Annotated in this window: 16 protein-coding genes, 1 tRNA gene and 1 pseudogene; 9 read left to right on the top strand and 9 right to left on the bottom strand. The window is 68.5% G+C overall.

The window, feature by feature from the left end:
* Positions 1–119 precede the first annotated feature (119 nt).
* The 3 genes and pseudogenes from ACFYQ5_RS00195 to ACFYQ5_RS00185 all read right to left on the bottom strand — a co-directional run.
* Positions 120–614, bottom strand: a complete 495-nt coding sequence (locus tag ACFYQ5_RS00195; RefSeq protein WP_389190873.1) for a hypothetical protein — start codon at positions 612–614, stop codon at positions 120–122.
* A gap of 323 nt (positions 615–937) precedes the next feature.
* Positions 938–1,426 carry a hypothetical protein gene (locus ACFYQ5_RS00190; protein ID WP_389190871.1) on the bottom strand — a complete coding sequence of 163 codons (489 nt, stop codon included), beginning with the start codon at positions 1,424–1,426 and terminating at the stop codon, positions 938–940.
* 68 nt (positions 1,427–1,494) lie between these two features.
* A pseudogene (locus ACFYQ5_RS00185) lies at positions 1,495–1,971 on the bottom strand (transposase); the annotation flags it as partial.
* A gap of 411 nt (positions 1,972–2,382) precedes the next feature.
* Here ACFYQ5_RS00185 and ACFYQ5_RS00180 point away from each other — a divergent pair.
* The 3 genes from ACFYQ5_RS00180 to ACFYQ5_RS00170 all read left to right on the top strand — a co-directional run bounded on the left by ACFYQ5_RS00180 (position 2,383) and on the right by ACFYQ5_RS00170 (position 4,189).
* Positions 2,383–2,862 (top strand): NUDIX domain-containing protein, encoded by a 480-nt coding sequence (locus ACFYQ5_RS00180; RefSeq protein ID WP_389190869.1) that lies wholly within the window; start codon positions 2,383–2,385, stop codon positions 2,860–2,862.
* A gap of 117 nt (positions 2,863–2,979) precedes the next feature.
* Positions 2,980–3,882 (top strand): LLM class flavin-dependent oxidoreductase, encoded by a 903-nt coding sequence (locus tag ACFYQ5_RS00175; protein WP_389190867.1) that lies wholly within the window; start codon positions 2,980–2,982, stop codon positions 3,880–3,882.
* Positions 3,883–3,904: 22 nt separating this feature from the next.
* Positions 3,905–4,189 carry a hypothetical protein gene (locus tag ACFYQ5_RS00170; protein WP_389190865.1) on the top strand — a complete coding sequence of 95 codons (285 nt, stop codon included), beginning with the start codon at positions 3,905–3,907 and terminating at the stop codon, positions 4,187–4,189.
* 13 nt (positions 4,190–4,202) lie between these two features.
* Here the strand turns inward: ACFYQ5_RS00170 and ACFYQ5_RS00165 are convergent, their stop codons facing one another.
* Both ACFYQ5_RS00165 and ACFYQ5_RS00160 read right to left on the bottom strand, forming a co-directional pair.
* Complete coding sequence (locus tag ACFYQ5_RS00165) at positions 4,203–4,745, bottom strand: RNA 2'-phosphotransferase (protein ID WP_389190863.1); 543 nt, start codon at positions 4,743–4,745, stop codon at positions 4,203–4,205.
* A 358-nt stretch (positions 4,746–5,103) separates the two neighbouring features.
* Positions 5,104–6,885, bottom strand: a complete 1,782-nt coding sequence (locus tag ACFYQ5_RS00160; protein WP_389190861.1) for an SDR family oxidoreductase — start codon at positions 6,883–6,885, stop codon at positions 5,104–5,106.
* Between the two features lie 289 nt (positions 6,886–7,174).
* Between ACFYQ5_RS00160 and ACFYQ5_RS00155 the strand changes: the two genes are divergently transcribed.
* The 6 genes from ACFYQ5_RS00155 (at position 7,175) to ACFYQ5_RS00130 (ending at position 12,062) form a co-directional block, all read left to right on the top strand.
* Entirely contained in the window at positions 7,175–8,149 is a 975-nt protein-coding gene (locus ACFYQ5_RS00155; protein ID WP_389191908.1) for an ABC transporter ATP-binding protein, read from the top strand.
* On the top strand, positions 8,139–9,047 hold the full coding sequence (locus ACFYQ5_RS00150) for an ABC transporter permease (protein WP_389190859.1): 909 nt from the start codon (positions 8,139–8,141) through the stop codon (positions 9,045–9,047). The genes ACFYQ5_RS00155 and ACFYQ5_RS00150 overlap by 11 nt, the downstream gene beginning before the upstream one ends.
* Entirely contained in the window at positions 9,044–9,955 is a 912-nt protein-coding gene (locus ACFYQ5_RS00145) for an ABC transporter ATP-binding protein (protein WP_389190857.1), read from the top strand. The genes ACFYQ5_RS00150 and ACFYQ5_RS00145 overlap by 4 nt, the downstream gene beginning before the upstream one ends.
* A 30-nt stretch (positions 9,956–9,985) precedes the next feature.
* Positions 9,986–10,705, top strand: coding sequence for an ABC transporter permease (locus ACFYQ5_RS00140; protein ID WP_389190855.1), 720 nt, complete (start codon positions 9,986–9,988; stop codon positions 10,703–10,705).
* A gap of 286 nt (positions 10,706–10,991) precedes the next feature.
* Entirely contained in the window at positions 10,992–11,684 is a 693-nt protein-coding gene (locus ACFYQ5_RS00135) for a hypothetical protein (RefSeq protein WP_389190853.1), read from the top strand.
* A gap of 292 nt (positions 11,685–11,976) precedes the next feature.
* A tRNA-Ser gene (locus ACFYQ5_RS00130) sits at positions 11,977–12,062 on the top strand.
* Positions 12,063–12,086: 24 nt separating this feature from the next.
* Here the strand turns inward: ACFYQ5_RS00130 and ACFYQ5_RS00125 are convergent.
* The 4 genes from ACFYQ5_RS00125 to efeB form a co-directional block, all read right to left on the bottom strand.
* Entirely contained in the window at positions 12,087–12,902 is an 816-nt protein-coding gene (locus ACFYQ5_RS00125) for an HAD family hydrolase (RefSeq protein ID WP_389190851.1), read from the bottom strand.
* Entirely contained in the window at positions 12,899–14,176 is a 1,278-nt protein-coding gene (gene serS / locus ACFYQ5_RS00120; protein WP_389190849.1) for a serine--tRNA ligase, read from the bottom strand. The genes ACFYQ5_RS00125 and serS overlap by 4 nt, the downstream gene beginning before the upstream one ends.
* Before the next feature lie 558 nt (positions 14,177–14,734).
* Positions 14,735–15,670: a prephenate dehydratase gene (gene pheA, locus ACFYQ5_RS00115; RefSeq protein WP_389190847.1), complete on the bottom strand. Its 936-nt coding sequence runs from the start codon at positions 15,668–15,670 to the stop codon at positions 14,735–14,737.
* A gap of 39 nt (positions 15,671–15,709) precedes the next feature.
* Positions 15,710–17,023 carry an iron uptake transporter deferrochelatase/peroxidase subunit gene (gene efeB, locus ACFYQ5_RS00110; RefSeq protein WP_389190845.1) on the bottom strand — a complete coding sequence of 438 codons (1,314 nt, stop codon included), beginning with the start codon at positions 17,021–17,023 and terminating at the stop codon, positions 15,710–15,712.
* Positions 17,024–17,025 lie beyond the last annotated feature (2 nt).

Below are 17,025 nucleotides of genomic sequence, written 5' to 3'. Positions count from 1 at the left end.
GGGCGGACCCGGGGCGGTCGGCAGCCAGAGGTGCCTCCGTGCGAGGGCACGTCGTCAGCCCTCCTGATCAGGAGTCGTCGTGGCCGTGTGATGCGGGGCGTAGGCGTGCGGGCCGCATCTCACAGCAAGGGAGCGAGCCAGTCTTCCAGAATGTCCTCCCGTTGGCGTGAGCGCAGGACTTCGACCGGCCGGTTCTCCGCCCACCATCGGGTCAGCGTGGTGGGCGAGGCGCTGCCACGCACAAAGTGGGAGAGCAGACCGTGCGAGAGGTCGACCTCCCGTTGCGTGTACGCGTTGGCCGCAGCGGAAGCCGGCGTCTCGACACGCTGGCCCGGGGTGTGCACCACCACGGTCAACTCCGACGGGCTGTCGGGGCCCCAGGCGTTCAGTGCCGCAGCGGCGAAGGTCGTTGCCCGGGCCGCCCACCGTGCGGCCGCGGAGCGGACAGGAACGTCGAGCACCTGGACATCCATCACGTCCGCCCAGGACCACGCCAGTTGCGTAGGGCCGACCATCGAGAGCCCGGAGGGGGAAAGGAACACGCCAGGGGCATCGTCGGCCGGAGGCGCACCCAGGCAGACCGTGTCCTGCTCTATCCAGAAGAGGCCGATCATGCTCCCCTCCCGGTCGGGTCCGTCGTTCTGGGACGATGGCGCTTCCAATTCCAGCTCCGTTCCTCGATCACAGAAATGGATGTCTCCGCACTCACCGAGCGACGGGCCTTCCATTCGTGCCCCGCCGCGCTCAGGGGCCGCCCAGACATGCGCGGAGCACCGACTCTGTCAGCCGGACGGGGAGGTGCCGCACCGTACCGGCCACGCCAGGGATCCCGGTACCCGTCGCGGCACCGGTACATCCGAAGGTGTGCCGGCATCTTGGAAAGTTGCGCGCGTCAGCCCCTCACCGATGCGAGATGCGGGTGACTGACGGCCTGTCCTCAAGCGGACAGGTGCACGGGCAGGTCCTTTTCTCCGGGCTGCCTGTCTTCGGACGGGTGCTCTTCAGGCGCTTTTCGATCCACGGCGTTGCCCCCGGACGTGCGGGAGCGAGCCTTCTGAATCAGCCGGGTGCTGAAGAGTACGGCCTCGTCCAGCCCTTTGCTCAGGAAGACCAGATCGCAAGCCACCATGGTCAGGGCGAATCCGGTCAGCCCCATGAGCAGCCCGATCCCCAAGTGGAAGCCGATCGACATGACCGTGGCCCAGGGCCGTAGGGCAGGGACGAGGATGCCCAGGGGGAAGTAGACGAGGAAGAGCACCGTCACGTAGGTGCCCGAGAAAACGAGGAGGTCATTCTCGTAGACGAAGTGCGACAGCTCGGGGAAGCTGAACTCCGGCACTCTGAGGACGTAGAAAAGAGCGGTGCCATCCTGCCACATCTGCCCCTGTACCTTGTAGAGGCCGCTGACGACATAGACAAGACACATCTGCAGGGCGATCGCGAGTATGCCGATATTGTGCAGCGGCGTTGCGACTGCGCGAACTTGACTTCTTCATTTTCTCCCCTTTGTGCTCCGTCGGAGACCATGCCAAGTGGGACGCCGCAGGCATCGGAGGCGACTGAGCGCTTCAGCCCCTGCTTGCCTCGGTCCACCGGTGAGCGCCCCGCCTTCTCGCCGCCGGACGGGGCCTTGGTGATGCAGCCGTCGACCGAGATCTCGGTCAGTCCCAGTCCGATCAAGCGGTCGTAGGCTTCGAGGGCCGGAGCGTGCACTCTCTGCGCTATTCCCAGCTCAGCCCACTGCTTGACCCGACGTCGGATCGTTCGGTCCGAGCATCCAGTACTTGCGATGCGTTCGTATCCCGATCCGTGGACCAGAGCCAGCACGACGTGCTCGAACACCACGCGGTCCGGGACTCGACGACGGTGACACCCCAGCGGATGACTCGCCGAGAACCCCTGCCGCGTCGGCAGGAGAGCGGCGAACTGGTCCCACAGGGGTTCGAGCAGGCAAGATGGCACCGCAGGCACGGGTCCTCCGTGTGATCACTGAGCGTCGAGAACTCCATGATCACGCAGGGCCCGTGCCTGTCTCACGTCCGGGACCCCGCACCGACTCCCAGCCTCACCATTTGCCGGTCGGTCTAAGCAGGGCGAGAGCGCCGCCGGCATCATCAACGCCCTCCGCGAACATGGCTTTTACGCTTACGCGCTCACGAACGACTACGACCCGGCCACCTACCCCCGGGCCATGCGCCGACCGCAATCGCCCGTCCGATGCACCGAAACGCCGACCCACATGACCGACCTGGTCTTCTCCCGCATCAACGCCGACCGCCTAATGCTCGGGTGCTGAGATGCACTCGTACATTCCGAGCGGCGGGCCCAGGCCCCACCACGCACCGGACTACCGACATCTTCTGGCATCAAGGAGTGGGCACTGTGCCGAGCACCAGCGTGATGAACAGCCGCAACATGGTCAGCGTGATCGTCCATGACAAGCGCGCCCGCACGATCGCCGCGGTGCACTACGCCGCACGCAACTGGTCCCCACAGCCGGCCTGGACCCTCCCGGGTGGCAAGGCCGAACCTGGCGAAGCCCTCGATGAGGCAGCCGCCCGCGAACTCAATGAAGAGACCGGCCTGCTCGTCGACCCGACGGATCTCGCACTCGTCCACGTCATGCACATCGAACAGGGCCGGGACCAGGCCGGTCAGTTCGTCCTGTTCGTCTTCGCAACCGACATGTGGGCCGGAGAACTGACCAACGCCGAGCCGGACAAGCACCTGACCGCCCAGTGGGTCCCTGCCGACCGCCTGCCCGAGCCTGCGTTCCCGACCTCTGCACAGGCCCTGGCCGCGTATCGGAACAGTGGCCCCGTCTTCTCCCGCTACGGCTGGTCGGTCACCGGCGCGCGATGAGCGGACGCCACGGGACCGACGATCTCGCCGCCACGTGCGACGTCGAGCAGCCCGTGCAGCCCCGCTCGTCTTCGCGCGGGAGGAGACGAGGGCCGAGTCCGGCATAGGCTCGGTGGCATGAGCCTGCGCCTGAGCACCGTGATCCTTCCCGTCGACCGTTGGCACGAGGGAGGCTGCGCCAAGTGGCAGCGCGCCGAGGAACTCGGCTTCCACGCCGCGTACACCTACGACCACCTCTCGTGGCGCACTTTCCGGGACGGTCCGTGGTTCGGCGCTCTGCCCACCCTCACCGCCGCGGCCACGGCAACGGACCGCCTGCGCTTGGGCACCCTCGTTACGTCGCCTAATTTCAGGCACCCGGTGACGCTCGCCAAGGAGCTGATCTCACTCGACGACATCTCCGGCGGGCGGATCACCCTCGGCATCGGAGCCGGCGGCAACGGCTTCGACGCGACGGCGCTCGGCCAGGAGGCGTGGACACCGAAGGAGCGGGCGGACCGGCTCGGGGAATTCGTGCCGCTGCTCGACCGCCTGCTCACCGAGAGCTCCGTCACGCACGAGGGGAACTTCTACTCGGCGGACGAGGCCCGGAACATCCCCGGCTGCGTACAGCGGCCCCGGCTGCCGTTCGCGGTGGCGGCGACCGGCCCACGCGGCCTGAAGCTGGCCGCCCGCCACGGGCAGGCGTGGGTGACGACCGGCGACCCGAAGCTGTACGAGATGGGCACACCGGACCAGTCGGTGGAAGCCCTTCGCGGCCAGATTGAGAAACTCGGCAAGGCATGTGCGGAGATCGACCGAGACGTGGCCGAACTCGACAAGATCCTGCTCCACGGCTTCACTCCCGACCGGAACCGGCCGCTAGATTCCGTAGATGCCTTTGTTGATTTCGCTGGCCGCCACCGTGAGCTCGGTTTCACCGAAATCGTGTTTCACTGGCCGATTCCCGACTCGGACTTTGCCGCTGACCAGGCGGTCTTCGAGTTGATTGCCACCGAAGGTCGCAAACAACTCGGCTAATTGCTGCGCTATCGAAAGTAGGATGCTGCTCACCGCGCACATGGACACCGAGACGGCAAACCGTGCGGTGTCCGACGGCAGCATGACCAAGATCATTCAGGAGATGGTCGAGCAGCTCAAGCCCGAAGCGGCGTACTTCACGATCCAGGACGGCCGGCGCACCTGTCTGATGGTCTTCGGCATGAAGGACTCCGCCCAGATGCCGCCGCTCTTGGAACCCTTGTTCCACGCGCGTTCCGAGATCGCCCTCCAGCCCGTCATGAACCTCGACGATCTGCGTGCGGGCCTCGGCGGAATAGAGCGCTGACCTGCCGGACGTGTCATTCACGCAGGCGCAGGAACTCCGGCGGTACGGAGTCCGTCAGCCATACCCCGTTGGCGCTGACGTGGAAGACGTGACCTGCCTGGTGCATGGCCCCCGTGTCCACGGCGAGGACGACCGGGGCGCCACGCCGGGCACCGACCCGGACCGCCGTCTCGCGGTCGGGGGAGAGATGGACGTGGTGGCGGTTCATGGGCCGGAGTCCTTCGGTACGGATGGCGCCGAGCGTCCGTGCCACGGTGCCGTGGTAGAGGTACGCGGGCGGTTCGGCCGGAGGCAGGCCGAGATCGACCGTTACGGAGTGGCCCTGGCTCGCGCGGATGTGATCGCCGTCCACGGCGAAGCGCTGTTTGTCGTCGGCCGCGACGACGTGGTCGAGTTCGTCCCGGGTGACGGCGACGCCATGCCGGGCGCAGGCCCGCAGAAGCTCGTCGACGGCAACCCAGCCCTGGGGGTCGAGACTGATCCCGATCCGGTCGGGGCTGTGGCGCAGGTGTTTCGACAGGTATCTGGACACCTTGACGGTGCGTCGTTCGTCCATCTCCTCAGCGTGCCCGTTGCGCTGTTTTCGGCGCACCTCGATTTCACTCGACGTTTCGGTATTCACGACCGTCATCAGGTTTGATCCACAGCCAACTCGGGTTATCCACAGGCTTTTTGGCTGCGCTGTGGACAAGTGGCGTGCCATAAAGGCTGTTTGCCCAACTTGGTGGATATCATGCCCATATGGTCACTGAGATGTATGTGTATGCCCAACTGGGGCCTGCACTCAGGCGTTCGGCGAAGTAATCTGCTGCGGCGCTCAGTTGGGGTACGAGGGCGCCGAAGCACGCCAAGCCGGGCGTCCGCACGAAGGCTTGGCCGGGCACGAGCGCTGACCACCGGTCCCGGCCCCGGACTTACAGAGGCGGCCTCAGCCGAGCCACGCGACGGCGTATCCGAGGGCTGATCCGGGACAGCAGGCGTGCGCCTCGGGCCTCGGTCGTCACCGGCACCACGGCCCGGTCGTGCACCACGGCATCGAGGATCGCCTGAGCGACCTTCTCCGCGGGGTAGTTACGCAACGAGTACAGCCGCGACGTCCGCCTCCGCAGCCGCTCCTCCTCCGCGTCGTCAGCCCCGGCGAAGTGTGCGGTACCGGTGATGCCCGTGTTGATGAAACCCGGGCATATCGCGCTGACTCCGATCGACCGCTCGGCCAGTTCCGCGCGCAGGCACTCACTGAGCATCAGCACCGCCGCCTTGGACGTGCCGTACGCGGACAGCACACGTGACGGCTGATGAGCGGCCGCCGAGGCGATGTTGACGATGTGGCCGCCCTGGCCCCGGTCGGCCATCTGTCTGCCGAAGATCCGGCATCCGTGGATGACTCCCCACAGATTGACGTCGAGGACATTCCGCCAGTCCTCGATCGTCGTCTCGAGGAAGGGACCCGACAGACCGATACCGGCGTTGTTCACCAGGACGTCCACGACGCCGTGTTCGGAGGCGACCTTCTCCGCGAGCTTCTCCATCGCCCGTTCGTCACCGACATCCACCACCTCGCCCCACGCGGCGGGCGCGCCGATCAGCCGGGCCGCCTCCGCCGTCCGGGCCACGCCCTCCGCGTCCCGGTCCACGGCCACCACCCGCGCGCCGGATTCCGCGAACGCCAGTGCTGTGGCACGCCCGATGCCGGCTGCCGCCCCCGTCACCAGCACCAACTGGCCGCCGAACCGCTCCGCATGAACACCCGTGGCCACCGCGCCGGACGTGCCTGCTCCAGCGGTGCCCTCCCGGCCGCCGCTCTCCACGTCGTCCACGAATTCGCTGATCCAGGCGGCCAGCTGATCCGGCCTGGTGCGCGGGACCCAGTGCTTCGCAGGCAGGGAGCGGCGCCGCAACCGGGGCACCCACGCGTCCAGTTCGTCGTGGAGCGACGGTGAGAGGAAGGCGTCACCGGTCGGTGTGATCAGCTGCACCGGTACATGGGCGTACGCGTCCGGGCGGGGCCTGCACAGGCGGTCCCGGACATTGTCCCGGTAGAGCCAGGCGCCGTGTGCCGCGTCCTGCGGGAGCGATGCCGTGGGATACCCGTCCGCGGGCACCTTCTCCATGCGCCGCAGAATCCGCGGCCACTGTCTGCCGAGCACCCCACGCCAGGCCAGCTCCGGCAGTACCGGCGTGTGCAGCGCGTACACGTACCAGGACTTGACGCCCTGGCCGAGCAGCTGCCCGACGCGGCGCGGACTCGGATGGGACATCCGCTGCTTGATCCAGTGCCCGAAGTGGTCGAGGGACGGGCCGGACATCGAGGTGAACGAGGCGATACGTCCCTTGGTCCGCTCCACCGTCGCGAACTCCCACGACTGGACCGAGCCCCAGTCGTGGCCGACCACATGGACGGGACGGTCCGGGCTCACGGCGTCCACGACGGCCAGGAAGTCGTCGGTCAGCTTCTCCAGCGTGAAGCCGCCGCGCAGCGGCCGGGGCGCCGTCGACCTGCCGTGCCCCCGCACGTCGTAGAACACCACATGCCACCGCTCCGCCAGTCGTTCCGCGACCTGGGACCAGACCTCCTTGCTGTCCGGATACCCGTGCACCAGCACGATCGTCGGCCGTGACGGATCGCCCGTCTCGGCCACGCACAGCTCGACCCCGCCCGTACGCACCCAGCGCTCGTGCGCGCCTCGCAGATCCACGCCGCCTCCTCGGTCCCGTGCCGGCGTTGCGGTACGCGTCCGTAACGTGACACCGCTGAATGTGGCAAGCGACGTACGGTCACGTCAAGGGATGCCCCGAACCTGTGGACAACGCGGGATCGGCCCGGACCGCGGTGTCCTCCCTCGTGGGGTTCCCCCTACGGGTCCGTACGCCTGGAGTCGGACGCGGATACAGCCGTCTGGTCTGACGACTCCTGTGGTGCGCGCCACTACCTTCGTAGACGTGACTGTGATCGCAACCGAAAGCCTGAGCAAGCGGTTCCCGAGGGTGACCGCGCTTGACCGGCTCTCCTTGGACATCGGACCGGGCGTAACCGGCCTGGTGGGTTCCAACGGGGCCGGCAAGTCCACGCTGATCAAGATCCTGCTGGGTCTGTCCCCCGCCACCGAAGGCCGGGCCGCGGTGCTCGGGCTCGACGTCGCCACCGAGGGCGCCGCCATCCGGGAGCGGGTCGGATACATGCCCGAGCACGACTGCCTGCCTCCCGACGTGTCGGCCACCGAGTTCGTCGTACACATGGCGCGGATGTCCGGACTGCCGCCCACCGCGGCGCGCGAACGCACCGCCGACACCCTGCGCCACGTCGGGTTGTACGAGGAGCGTTACCGCCCCATCGGCGGCTACTCGACCGGTATGAAGCAGCGGGTGAAGCTGGCCCAGGCACTGGTCCACGACCCGAAGCTGGTCCTCCTCGACGAACCGACCAACGGCCTGGACCCCGTCGGCCGGGACGAGATGCTCGGCCTGATCCGTCGTGTCCACACCGACTTCGGCATCTCGGTGCTGGTCACCTCGCACCTCCTCGGTGAGCTCGAGCGGACATGCGACCACGTCGTCGTCATCGACGGCGGCGCGCTGCTGCGCTCCAGCTCCACCGGAGACTTCACCCGGACCACCACGACGCTGGCGGTCGAGGTCACCGACAGCGACAGGCACCCGGACGGCACCGACGCGCTGCGCCAGACCCTCACCGGGGCGGGGGTCACACTCATCGGGCACGACGGCCTCGACGCCGAGGGGCTGCCGGGAGCCGGCCACATCCTCCTGGTGGAGGCCACGGGCGAGGAGACGTACGACGTGGTCCGCGACAGCGTCGCCGACCTGGGACTGGGCCTCATCCGGATGGAACAGCGGCGCCATCACATCGCCGAGGTCTTCCGCACCGAACAGGCACCGCAGGCGGCCGTGGCCGCGACAGCGGGTGCCGGACAGCAGAAGGGGAGCGGTCGCGATGAGCACTGAGACCGGGACCGCCACCGGGAGCGACAGCTCCCGGATCCACAACATCGGATACCGCTCCTACGGCGGAGCACGCCTGGGACGGGCCTACGCCCGCCGCTCGCTGTACTCGCAGTCCCTGCGCGGCTCGTTCGGACTGGGCAGGTCCGCCAAGTCCAAGGTGCTGCCGATGCTGCTCTGCGGGGTGATGTGCCTGGTGGCGCTGATTCTCGTCGCGGTCGCCATCGCCGCGCCCGGTATGACGAAACTTCCCATCGGCTACACGGACTTCGCGATCTACCTGCAGGCCGTGATCGGACTCTTCATCGCCTCCCAGGCGCCGCAGTCCGTGTCCAGGGACCTGCGCTTCAAGAGCGTGCCGCTGTACTTCTCGCGGCCGATCGAACGCGTCGACTACGTACTCGCCAAGTTCGCCGCGATGGCCTCGGCCCTGCTCCTCCTCACCGGGCTGCCCCTCGTCATCCTCTACGTGGGCGCGCTGCTGGCCGAGTTCGACTTCGCCGATCAGACCAAGGGCTTCGGACAGGGGATGGTCTCGGTGGCCCTGCTCTCCGTGCTGTTCGCCGGACTCGGACTGGTGGTCGCCGCCCTGACCCCGCGCAGGGGCTTCGGCGTGGCCGCCGTGATCGCCGTACTGACCATCACCTACGGCGCGGTCTCCACCGTCCAGGCCATCGCCTGGCAGACGGACTCGGCCGATGCCATCACCTGGCTGGGGCTGTTCTCGCCCATCACGCTGATCGACGGGGTGCAGACCGCGTTCCTCGGCGCCTCCTCCGCCTTCCCCGGTGGTGAGGGCCCCGGAGCCGCCGCCGGTGTGGTCTATCTGATCGTTGTTCTCGCGCTCGTCGCCGGCTCGTACGCCGTACTGATGCGCCGCTACCGGAGGGTCGGGCTGTGACCACCATCGAGATCGACCACACCTCCCGCTGGTTCGGCAACGTGGTCGCCGTCAACGACGTGAGCATGACCGTGGGTCCGGGAGTCACCGGGCTGCTCGGCCCCAACGGAGCCGGTAAGTCCACGCTGATCAACATGATGGCCGGTTTCCTCGCGCCGTCGACCGGCAAGGTGACGCTCGACGGCACCCAGATCTGGCGCAACGAGGCGGTCTACAAAGCGATCGGCATCGTGCCGGAGCGGGAGGGCATGTACGACTTCCTGACCGGCCGCGAGTTCGTCGTCGCCAATGCCGAGCTGCACGGACTGGGCGACGCGGCCGCGGACAAGGCGCTGGCCACCGTCGAGATGGAGTACGCGCAAGACCGCAAGATCTCGACGTACAGCAAGGGCATGCGCCAGCGCGTGAAGATGGCGTCCGCGCTGGTCCACGACCCGTCGGTGCTGCTCCTGGACGAGCCGTTCAACGGAATGGACCCGCGGCAGCGGATGCAGCTCATGGAACTGCTGCGCCGGATGGGCGCCGAGGGGCGCACGGTGCTCTTCTCCTCCCACATCCTCGAGGAGGTCGAGCAGCTCGCCTCGCACATCGAGGTGATCGTGGCGGGCCGCCATGCCGCGTCCGGTGACTTCCGCAAGATCCGCCGGCTGATGACGGACCGGCCGCACCGTTATCTCGTCCGGTCCAGCGACGACCGTGCCCTCGCCGCCGCGCTCATCGCGGACCCTTCGACGGCGGGGATCGACGTCGATGTGACGGAGGGGGCCCTGCGCATCCAGGCGGTCGACTTCGGGCGGTTCACGACGCTGCTGCCGACCGTCGCGCGCGAACACGGCATCCGGCTGCTCACCGTCTCCCCGTCCGACGAGTCCCTCGAATCGGTCTTTTCCTATCTCGTAGCGGCCTGAGTAGTGGCCTGAAAGGAGCTGTGAAGCGTCATGTACGACCCCACAGTCGCCCGGCTCACCTACCGGGCCCTGCTCGGCCGGCGCCGGGCCGCCATCCTGTTCGTCCTGCCGGTCCTCCTGGTGGCCATCGCCGTGGCGGTGCGGACGTTCGCCGGGGCCGATGACGGCGTCGCGTCCGGCGTGCTGGGCGGTTTCGCCATCGCCACCATGGTGCCGCTCATCGGCGTCATCGCGGGCACCGGCGCCATCGGGCCGGAGATCGACGACGGTTCGATCGTCTACCTGCTGGCCAAGCCGGTGAAGCGGCCCACGATCATCTTCACCAAGCTGATCGTCGCCGTATCCGTGACGATGCTCTTCTCGGCGCTGCCGACGTTCGTCGCGGGCCTGATCCTCAACGGCAACGGCGGACAGATCGCCGTGGCCTACACGATCGCGGCGCTGGTCGCCTCGATCGCGTACAGCGCGCTGTTCCTGCTGCTGGGCACGGTCAGCCGGCACGCGGTCGTCTTCGGCCTGGTGTACGCACTGGTGTGGGAGGCGCTCTTCGGCAGCCTGGTCCCCGGGGCCAGGACGCTCAGCGTGCAGCAGTGGTCCCTCTCGGTCGCAGAGAAGGTCGCCGGGGAGGGTGCGGTCACCTCGGACGTCGGCCTCCCGCTCGCGACCGTCCTGCTGATCGGCGTGACGGTCGTGGCCACGTGGTACGCCGGTCAGAAGCTGCGGGCACTGAAGCTCGCCGGCGAGGAGTGAGACCGGCCGCCGCGCACACCCTGCAACCCCCGCCCACCGGGCGGGGGTTGTTCTGTGTGCGGCGAGAGGACCGCGTGACTGTGCGGTCGTCGGCTCGTTGCGCAGAGTGCGTGGAGGCAGTTGGAATCTGTGGCGTCGAGCTTTCGTGAATTCGGGGAATGCCGGCAGCGGTGAGGCAGAGCCCGCCCGGCCGGTCATCGAGTGAGTGGCAACCGTGAGCGTCCTCCGCCCTCGCAGCCCGGGGACAGGGCTCTCCTTGTCGTTCCCACGCACGAGAGGCACACCCATGCCCACGGAAGTAGCCCTGCTCGAATCCCAAGCCCTCCGGGTTGAGCAGATGGGGCGCGTCGAAGTCCTCGACAAGGTCAAGAGCCTTGTCATGCTCCCTGATGGAATTCACCTTCGCACAGAGGAGGTGGCGCAGTACTTCGAAGTATCCACAGAGGTCGTCAAGAAGCTGACGCAACGCCACCGAGTCGAGGTGGAGCAGAACGGCCTCAGGCTGCTGCGCGGCGCTGAGCTGCGCATCTTCCATAGGGACATGGTGTCCCTATGGGGCGGCGATGCGGCGGAAAGTTATCCACAGGCGGCCACGCAGCTCACGCTCTACACCCGCAGGACCGTGCTCAACGTCGCCATGCTTCTTCGCGACAGCGACATCGCGCGCAGCGTCCGGACCCACCTGCTCGACGCGGAGGAGGACCTCAGGGCGTCCTACGTCTCGCTCGACCGGCGCGTCACCCGCATCGAGGGCTGCCTGGCAGACGTGGGAAGCGCGCTCCAGGAGCTCGGCCCCGTGCTCGGCCGGATGTCGCAGCGGCTCGACTCGCTCGACCGGAAGCTCGATGTCACGCACCAGGCCGTCGGTGCCATCAGCATCCGGCTCACCGACGTCTCGCACGACGTCATCCGGCTCGATGCCCGCATGGACGAACTCGCCCACCGGCTGAGGGATCTGGGTCGCCGAAGGAGCGGCTGACGTACGTCCGGGGGCCACCTGAAAAAGGGGCCACCTGAAAAAGGGGCCACCTGAAAAATGGGTGGCCCCCGGACTCCGGTCTCCGGCACAGTGAGGGGGCGGCACGGGGGGAAGGTGCCGATCATGGGACGGGGAGAGGAGCACGGCGATGACCAGGAGTCCGAGTCCGTCGTGTTCCCGACAGGGCGGTCCGCAGCCGGCGCCGCGGTAGCTTCATCAGCTGCCCGCGGGCGCCCGCAGCAGGACCCCCGGGTGGCCCCCGCCGCGCGTCGCGCGGGTGGCCACCCCCCCCGGAGGATTGGCCGAGTGGTAAGGCAGCGGCTTGCTAAGCCGTCGTCGGGGCGTAACCCCGCGCGCGTTCGATCCGCGCATCCTCCGCCGGAGCCCGAAGAACAGCCCCGTCTACGCGCGCGTGGCCGTCCGGAGCAGCTCCTCCAGCACCACCGCGATGCCGTCGTGCTCGTTCGACGCGGTGATCTCGTGCGCCACGGCCTTCAGGTCGTCGTGCGCGTTGGCCATGGCCACGCCGTGCCGCGCCCAGCCGAACATGGGGATGTCGTTCGGCATGTCACCGAACGCCAGCGTGTCCGACGCCTTGAGTCCCAGGCGGCGGGCGGCCAGCGAGAGGCCGGTCGCCTTGCTCAGTCCCAGGGGCAGGATCTCCACGACCCCCGGGCCCGCCATGACCACGTTCACCAGGCTGCCGACGGCCTGCTGTGCGGCCAGAGCCAGAGCGTCGTCGTCGAGGCCGGGATGCTGGATGTAGACCTTGTTCAGCGGAGCGGTCCACATCTCGGCGGGGTCGTTCATGAAGACAGCGGGCAGCGGCCCCTCCTGCACCCGGTAACCGGCCCCGACCAGCACCTCGCCCTCGAGGCCGTCACGGCTCGCCGCGAGCGCGAGCGGACCGACCTCCGCCTCTATCTTGGACAGCGCGAGCCCGGCGAGCTGCCGGTCCAGGGTGAGGGAGGTCAGCAGCTTGTGCTCGCCGGCGTGGTAGACCTGCGCACCCTGACCGCACACCGCGAGGCCCTGGTAGCCCAGGTCGTCCAGGATGTGCCGGGTCCACGGCACCGCCCGCCCGGTGACGACGATGTGCGCCGCGCCGGCCGCGGTGACCGCGGCCAGCGCCTCACGGGTGCGTTCGGAGACCGTGTGGTCGTCGCGCAGCAGCGTGCCGTCGAGATCGGTGGCGACGAGCTTGTAGGGGAAGGTCACTTGGAGACCGGCTCCAGAACCTCGCGCCCGCCGAGGTACGGACGAAGGACCTCCGGCACACGCACCGAACCGTCGGGCAGCTGGTGGTTCTCCAGGATCGCCACGATCGTGCGCGGTACGGCGCAGAGCGTGCCGTTCAGCGTGGACAGCGGCTGGACCTTCTTGCCGTCGCGCATGCGGACGGAGAGCCGACGCGCCTGGAAGCCGTCACAGTTCGACGCGGAGGTCAGCTCGCGGTACTTGCCCTGGGTCGGGATCCACGCCTCGCAGTCGAACTTCCGCGAGGCCGACGCCCCCAGGTCACCGGTGGCGACATCGATCACCTGGAACGGCAGCTCGAGAGCGGTGAGCCACTGCTTCTCCCAGTCCAGGAGCCTGCGGTGCTCGGTCTCGGCGTCCGCCGGGTCGACGTACGAGAACATCTCGACCTTGTCGAACTGGTGGACGCGGAAGATGCCCCGGGTGTCCTTGCCGTACGTACCGGCTTCGCGGCGGAAGCACGGCGAGAAGCCCGCGTACCGCAGCGGCAGCTTGTCCGCGTCGAGGATCTCGTCCATGTGGTACGCCGCGAGGGGTACTTCGGACGTGCCGACGAGGTAGTAGTCGTCCTTCTCCAGGTGGTACACGTTCTCCGCGGCCTGGCCGAGGAAGCCCGTGCCCTCCATGGCGCGCGGACGGACCAGCGCGGGGGTCAGCATCGGGACGAAGCCGGCCTCGGTGGCCTGCGCGATCGCCGCGTTGACCAGGGCCAGCTCGAGCAGCGCGCCGACGCCGGTCAGGTAGTAGAAGCGCGACCCTGACACCTTGGCGCCGCGCTCCATGTCGATGGCGCCCAGCGCCTCGCCGAGCTCCAGGTGGTCCTTGGGCTCGAAGCCCTCCGCGCCGAAGTCACGGATCGTGCCGTGCGTCTCCAGGACGACGAAGTCCTCCTCGCCGCCGACCGGCACGTCCTCGTGGACGACGTTGCCGAGCAGCAGGAGCAGCCGCTTGGCCTCGGCGTCGGCCTCGTCCTGTGCGGCGTCGGCCGCCTTGACCTCGGCCTTCAGCTGCTCGGCCTTCTTGAGGAGCTCGGCACGCTCCTCGGGGGTGGCCTTGGGGATCAGCTTTCCGAGCGACTTCTGCTCGGAGCGGAGTTCGTCGAAGCGGACGCCGGACGACCTGCGCAGCTCGTCGGCGGAGAGCAGGGCGTCGACGAGCGCGACGTCCTCTCCACGGGCGCGCTGGGAGGCGCGAACACGGTCGGGGTCCTCACGGAGCAGGCGAAGGTCAATCACCCCTCAAGGCTACCGGTGCGGGGATCCACCGCTCGAACCGATATCGACCAGCGTGGCACTTTGTCTGAATTGCCGGAATCGATAATTCAGGTGAGAATCGCGGCCGGGTCGGAGGGCGGAGACGTCAATAAAAGTGCCCCATTGCCTCGAAAGGGGAGTAAGTGCCCCTGTCGTCTGACGCATGATCCGTGCACGGTCGGGGAGTTGGGGCGCCGGAGGGGATGTGTTGTCCACAGGCTTCCCTTAATCCCATTAGTTATCCACAGGCTGTGAAGAAGATCTGTGGATGCGGGAGGGGGTATTCCGAAACCGGCATGACGGGACAGGGGTTCGCGCCTCAAACCCGACCCGTGCACTCATTCGGGTGGGTATTCCCCACTCTGGCGGGGTGACCAGTGGAATGGGAGGGGTGCGAGGAGGTTGGGGCTCCCTGGGTGATCCAGGGTCACCGGGGCGATTTGTCGACCATGTCGGGTTGTGGTGTCGACTTGTCCCCAGGCGAAAGAGGTGACCTGTGGATAACTCTGTGCGGAAGGGCGATCTGGATCTCCGCAGGGTTCAGACCCGGCCGTCCTGGCTGCGCGCCAGCCAGTCGGATGCCTCGGCGAAGTCCGTGTCCGACGTCCCGATCCGCAGATCACTCACCTCGTCGGGCGTCACTCCTGCGCGCGGGTACGAACCCAGGAACCGCACTTCCGGGCAGATCCGCTTCAGCCCCATCAGAGCCTCGCCGACGCGACGGTCCGCGATGTGTCCCTCCGCGTCCACGGCGAAGCAGTAGTTCCCGATGCCCTCCCCGGTGGGCCGGGACTGGATCAGCATCAGGTTGACCCCTCGGACGGCGAACTCCTGGAGCAGTTCGAGGAGAGCCCCCGGCCGGTCGGCACCGAGCCAGATGACCACGGAGGTCTTGTCGGCTCCTGTGGGCGCGGACGGCCTGGCCGGGCGTCCGACCAGCACGAAGCGGGTCTGGGCGTTCTCCGCGTCGTGGATTTCGGTCACCAGCGGCTCCAGCCCGTAGGTGGCCGCGGCGAACTCACCGGCGAAGGCGGCGTCGTAACGCCCTTCCTGGACCAGCCGGGCAGCGTCCGCGTTCGAGGCCGACGACTCCCACAGCGCGTCGGGCAGATGGGCCGCCATCCAGTTGCGTACCTGGGGCTGCGCGGCCGGGTGGGCACTGACGGTCTTGATGTCCGACAGCTTCGTCCCAGGACGCACCAGCAGCGCGAACGTGATGGAGAGCAGTACTTCGCGGTAGATCATCAGCGGAGCGCCCGTGGTCAGCTCGTCGAGGGTCGCGCTGATCCCGCCCTCCACGGAGTTCTCGATGGGGACGAGCGCCGCCGCGGCCTCCCCGCCGCGCACCGCGTCCAGGGCGGCCGGAACCGAGACCATCGGGACGAGTTCACGGGTGGCGGCTTCGGGGAGCGTGCGGAGGGCCACCTCGGTGAAGGTGCCCTCGGGGCCGAGATAGGCATAGCGCGTGGCTGACATACGGTCACCCTAATGGGACGCCGGACGGGGCCTTGCGCCTCACGCCTCCAGCAGCCGCTGCCCCACGTACTCCCCGGACGCGGCACCTCCGGGGACGGCGAAGAGGCCGCTGGCCTCGTGCCGGATGAACGGCGAGAGCGCGTCACCACGGTCGAGTTTGCGCTGGACCGGGATGAAGCCCTTGAACGGATCGGCCTGCCAGCAGATGAAGAGCAGCCCGGCGTCCGGGGCGCCGTCGTCCGAGATGCCGTCGTGGTACGAGAACGGGCGGCGCAGCATCGCGGCGCCACCGTTCTTCTCGGGGGAGGAGATCCGGGCGTGGGCGTTGTCGGGGATCAGCAGCCTGCCGTCCGGCCCCGCCTTGTCCAGGTCCATCGCGGTGTCCTCCGAGCCGCCGCTGAGCGGGGCGCCGTTCGCCTTGCGCCGTCCGATGACCTGTTCCTGCCGCTTGACCGTGAGTTCTTCCCAGTCGTCCAGGAGCATCCTGATCCGCCGGACCACGGCGTACGAGCCGCCTGCCATCCAGGCGTACGCCGATGAGCTGCCGGACGGCACGAAGATCCGCTCGTCGAAGTCGCTCTCGGCCGGCTTCGGGTTGTTGGTGCCGTCGACCTGGCCCATCAGATTGCGTGTGGTCATGGGCCGGCCCGTGGCGCCTGGGGTGCGGTTGAAGCCGTTCATCTGCCACCGCACCCGGGCCGTCGAGCCGGCCTCCTTCTGCAGGGCGCGCAGGGCGTGAAAGGCGACGAGGGCGTCGTCGGCGCCGATCTGGACCCAGAGGTCGCCGTCGGACCGCTTGGTGTCGAGGTGGTCGGAGGAGAAGGCCGGCAGCGGGTCCAGGGCGGGCGGCCGGTGGCCGGTCAGGCCGGTGCGGGTGAAGAAGGTCCGTCCGAATCCGAAGGTGACGGTCAGGGAGGACGGCCCGGCGTCCAGGGCCACCCCGGTGTCGTGTCCCCGGCTGTCCGACGGCTCACCGGCCATCAGCCGTTCCGCCGCGGCCGACCAGCGGCGCATCAGGGCGGCTGCCTCCCGGCGCCCCGTGCCGGGCGTCAGATCGAAGGCGACCAGGTGCCCCCGGGCCTGAAGCGGAGTGGTGATCCCCGCTTGATGTTTCCCGTGAAACATCGCCTCGGTCGCGCCGACCGTGGTCAGCGGCGCCGGCTCCTCCCCGCGCGTCGCCGCATAGCCGCCCGCACCGCCCGCCGCGCCCAGGACAAGGCCGGCCGCCCCGGCCGCTCCCGCGCTGCCGATCAGCCGTCGTCGGGAGACGATGCTCGCGCCGCCGGGACCGGATCCTTCGCGGCGGACGGCGGGGGTGCCGCTCTCCTCGGTGCCGTTCTTCTTCTTGCTCACCC

Source organism: Streptomyces sp. NPDC005794, from assembly GCF_042871445.1.
GTDB lineage: Bacteria > Actinomycetota > Actinomycetes > Streptomycetales > Streptomycetaceae > Streptomyces.
This window is presented reverse-complemented; position numbering and strand designations above follow the sequence as displayed.

Bases quoted from the DNA above. Each gene is read 5' to 3' on its own strand.
- ACFYQ5_RS00195 (WP_389190873.1), bottom strand. From the start codon at position 614: ATGATCGGCCTCTTCTGGATAGAGCAGGACACGGTCTGCCTGGGTGCG.
- ACFYQ5_RS00190 (WP_389190871.1), bottom strand. From the start codon at position 1,426: ATGTGTCTTGTCTATGTCGTCAGCGGCCTCTACAAGGTACAGGGGCAG.
- ACFYQ5_RS00175 (WP_389190867.1), top strand. From the start codon at position 2,980: ATGAGCCTGCGCCTGAGCACCGTGATCCTTCCCGTCGACCGTTGGCAC.
- ACFYQ5_RS00170 (WP_389190865.1), top strand. From the start codon at position 3,905: ATGCTGCTCACCGCGCACATGGACACCGAGACGGCAAACCGTGCGGTG.
- ACFYQ5_RS00165 (WP_389190863.1), bottom strand. From the start codon at position 4,745: ATGGACGAACGACGCACCGTCAAGGTGTCCAGATACCTGTCGAAACAC.
- ACFYQ5_RS00150 (WP_389190859.1), top strand. From the start codon at position 8,139: ATGAGCACTGAGACCGGGACCGCCACCGGGAGCGACAGCTCCCGGATC.
- ACFYQ5_RS00140 (WP_389190855.1), top strand. From the start codon at position 9,986: ATGTACGACCCCACAGTCGCCCGGCTCACCTACCGGGCCCTGCTCGGC.
- ACFYQ5_RS00135 (WP_389190853.1), top strand. From the start codon at position 10,992: ATGCCCACGGAAGTAGCCCTGCTCGAATCCCAAGCCCTCCGGGTTGAG.
- pheA (WP_389190847.1), bottom strand. From the start codon at position 15,670: ATGTCAGCCACGCGCTATGCCTATCTCGGCCCCGAGGGCACCTTCACC.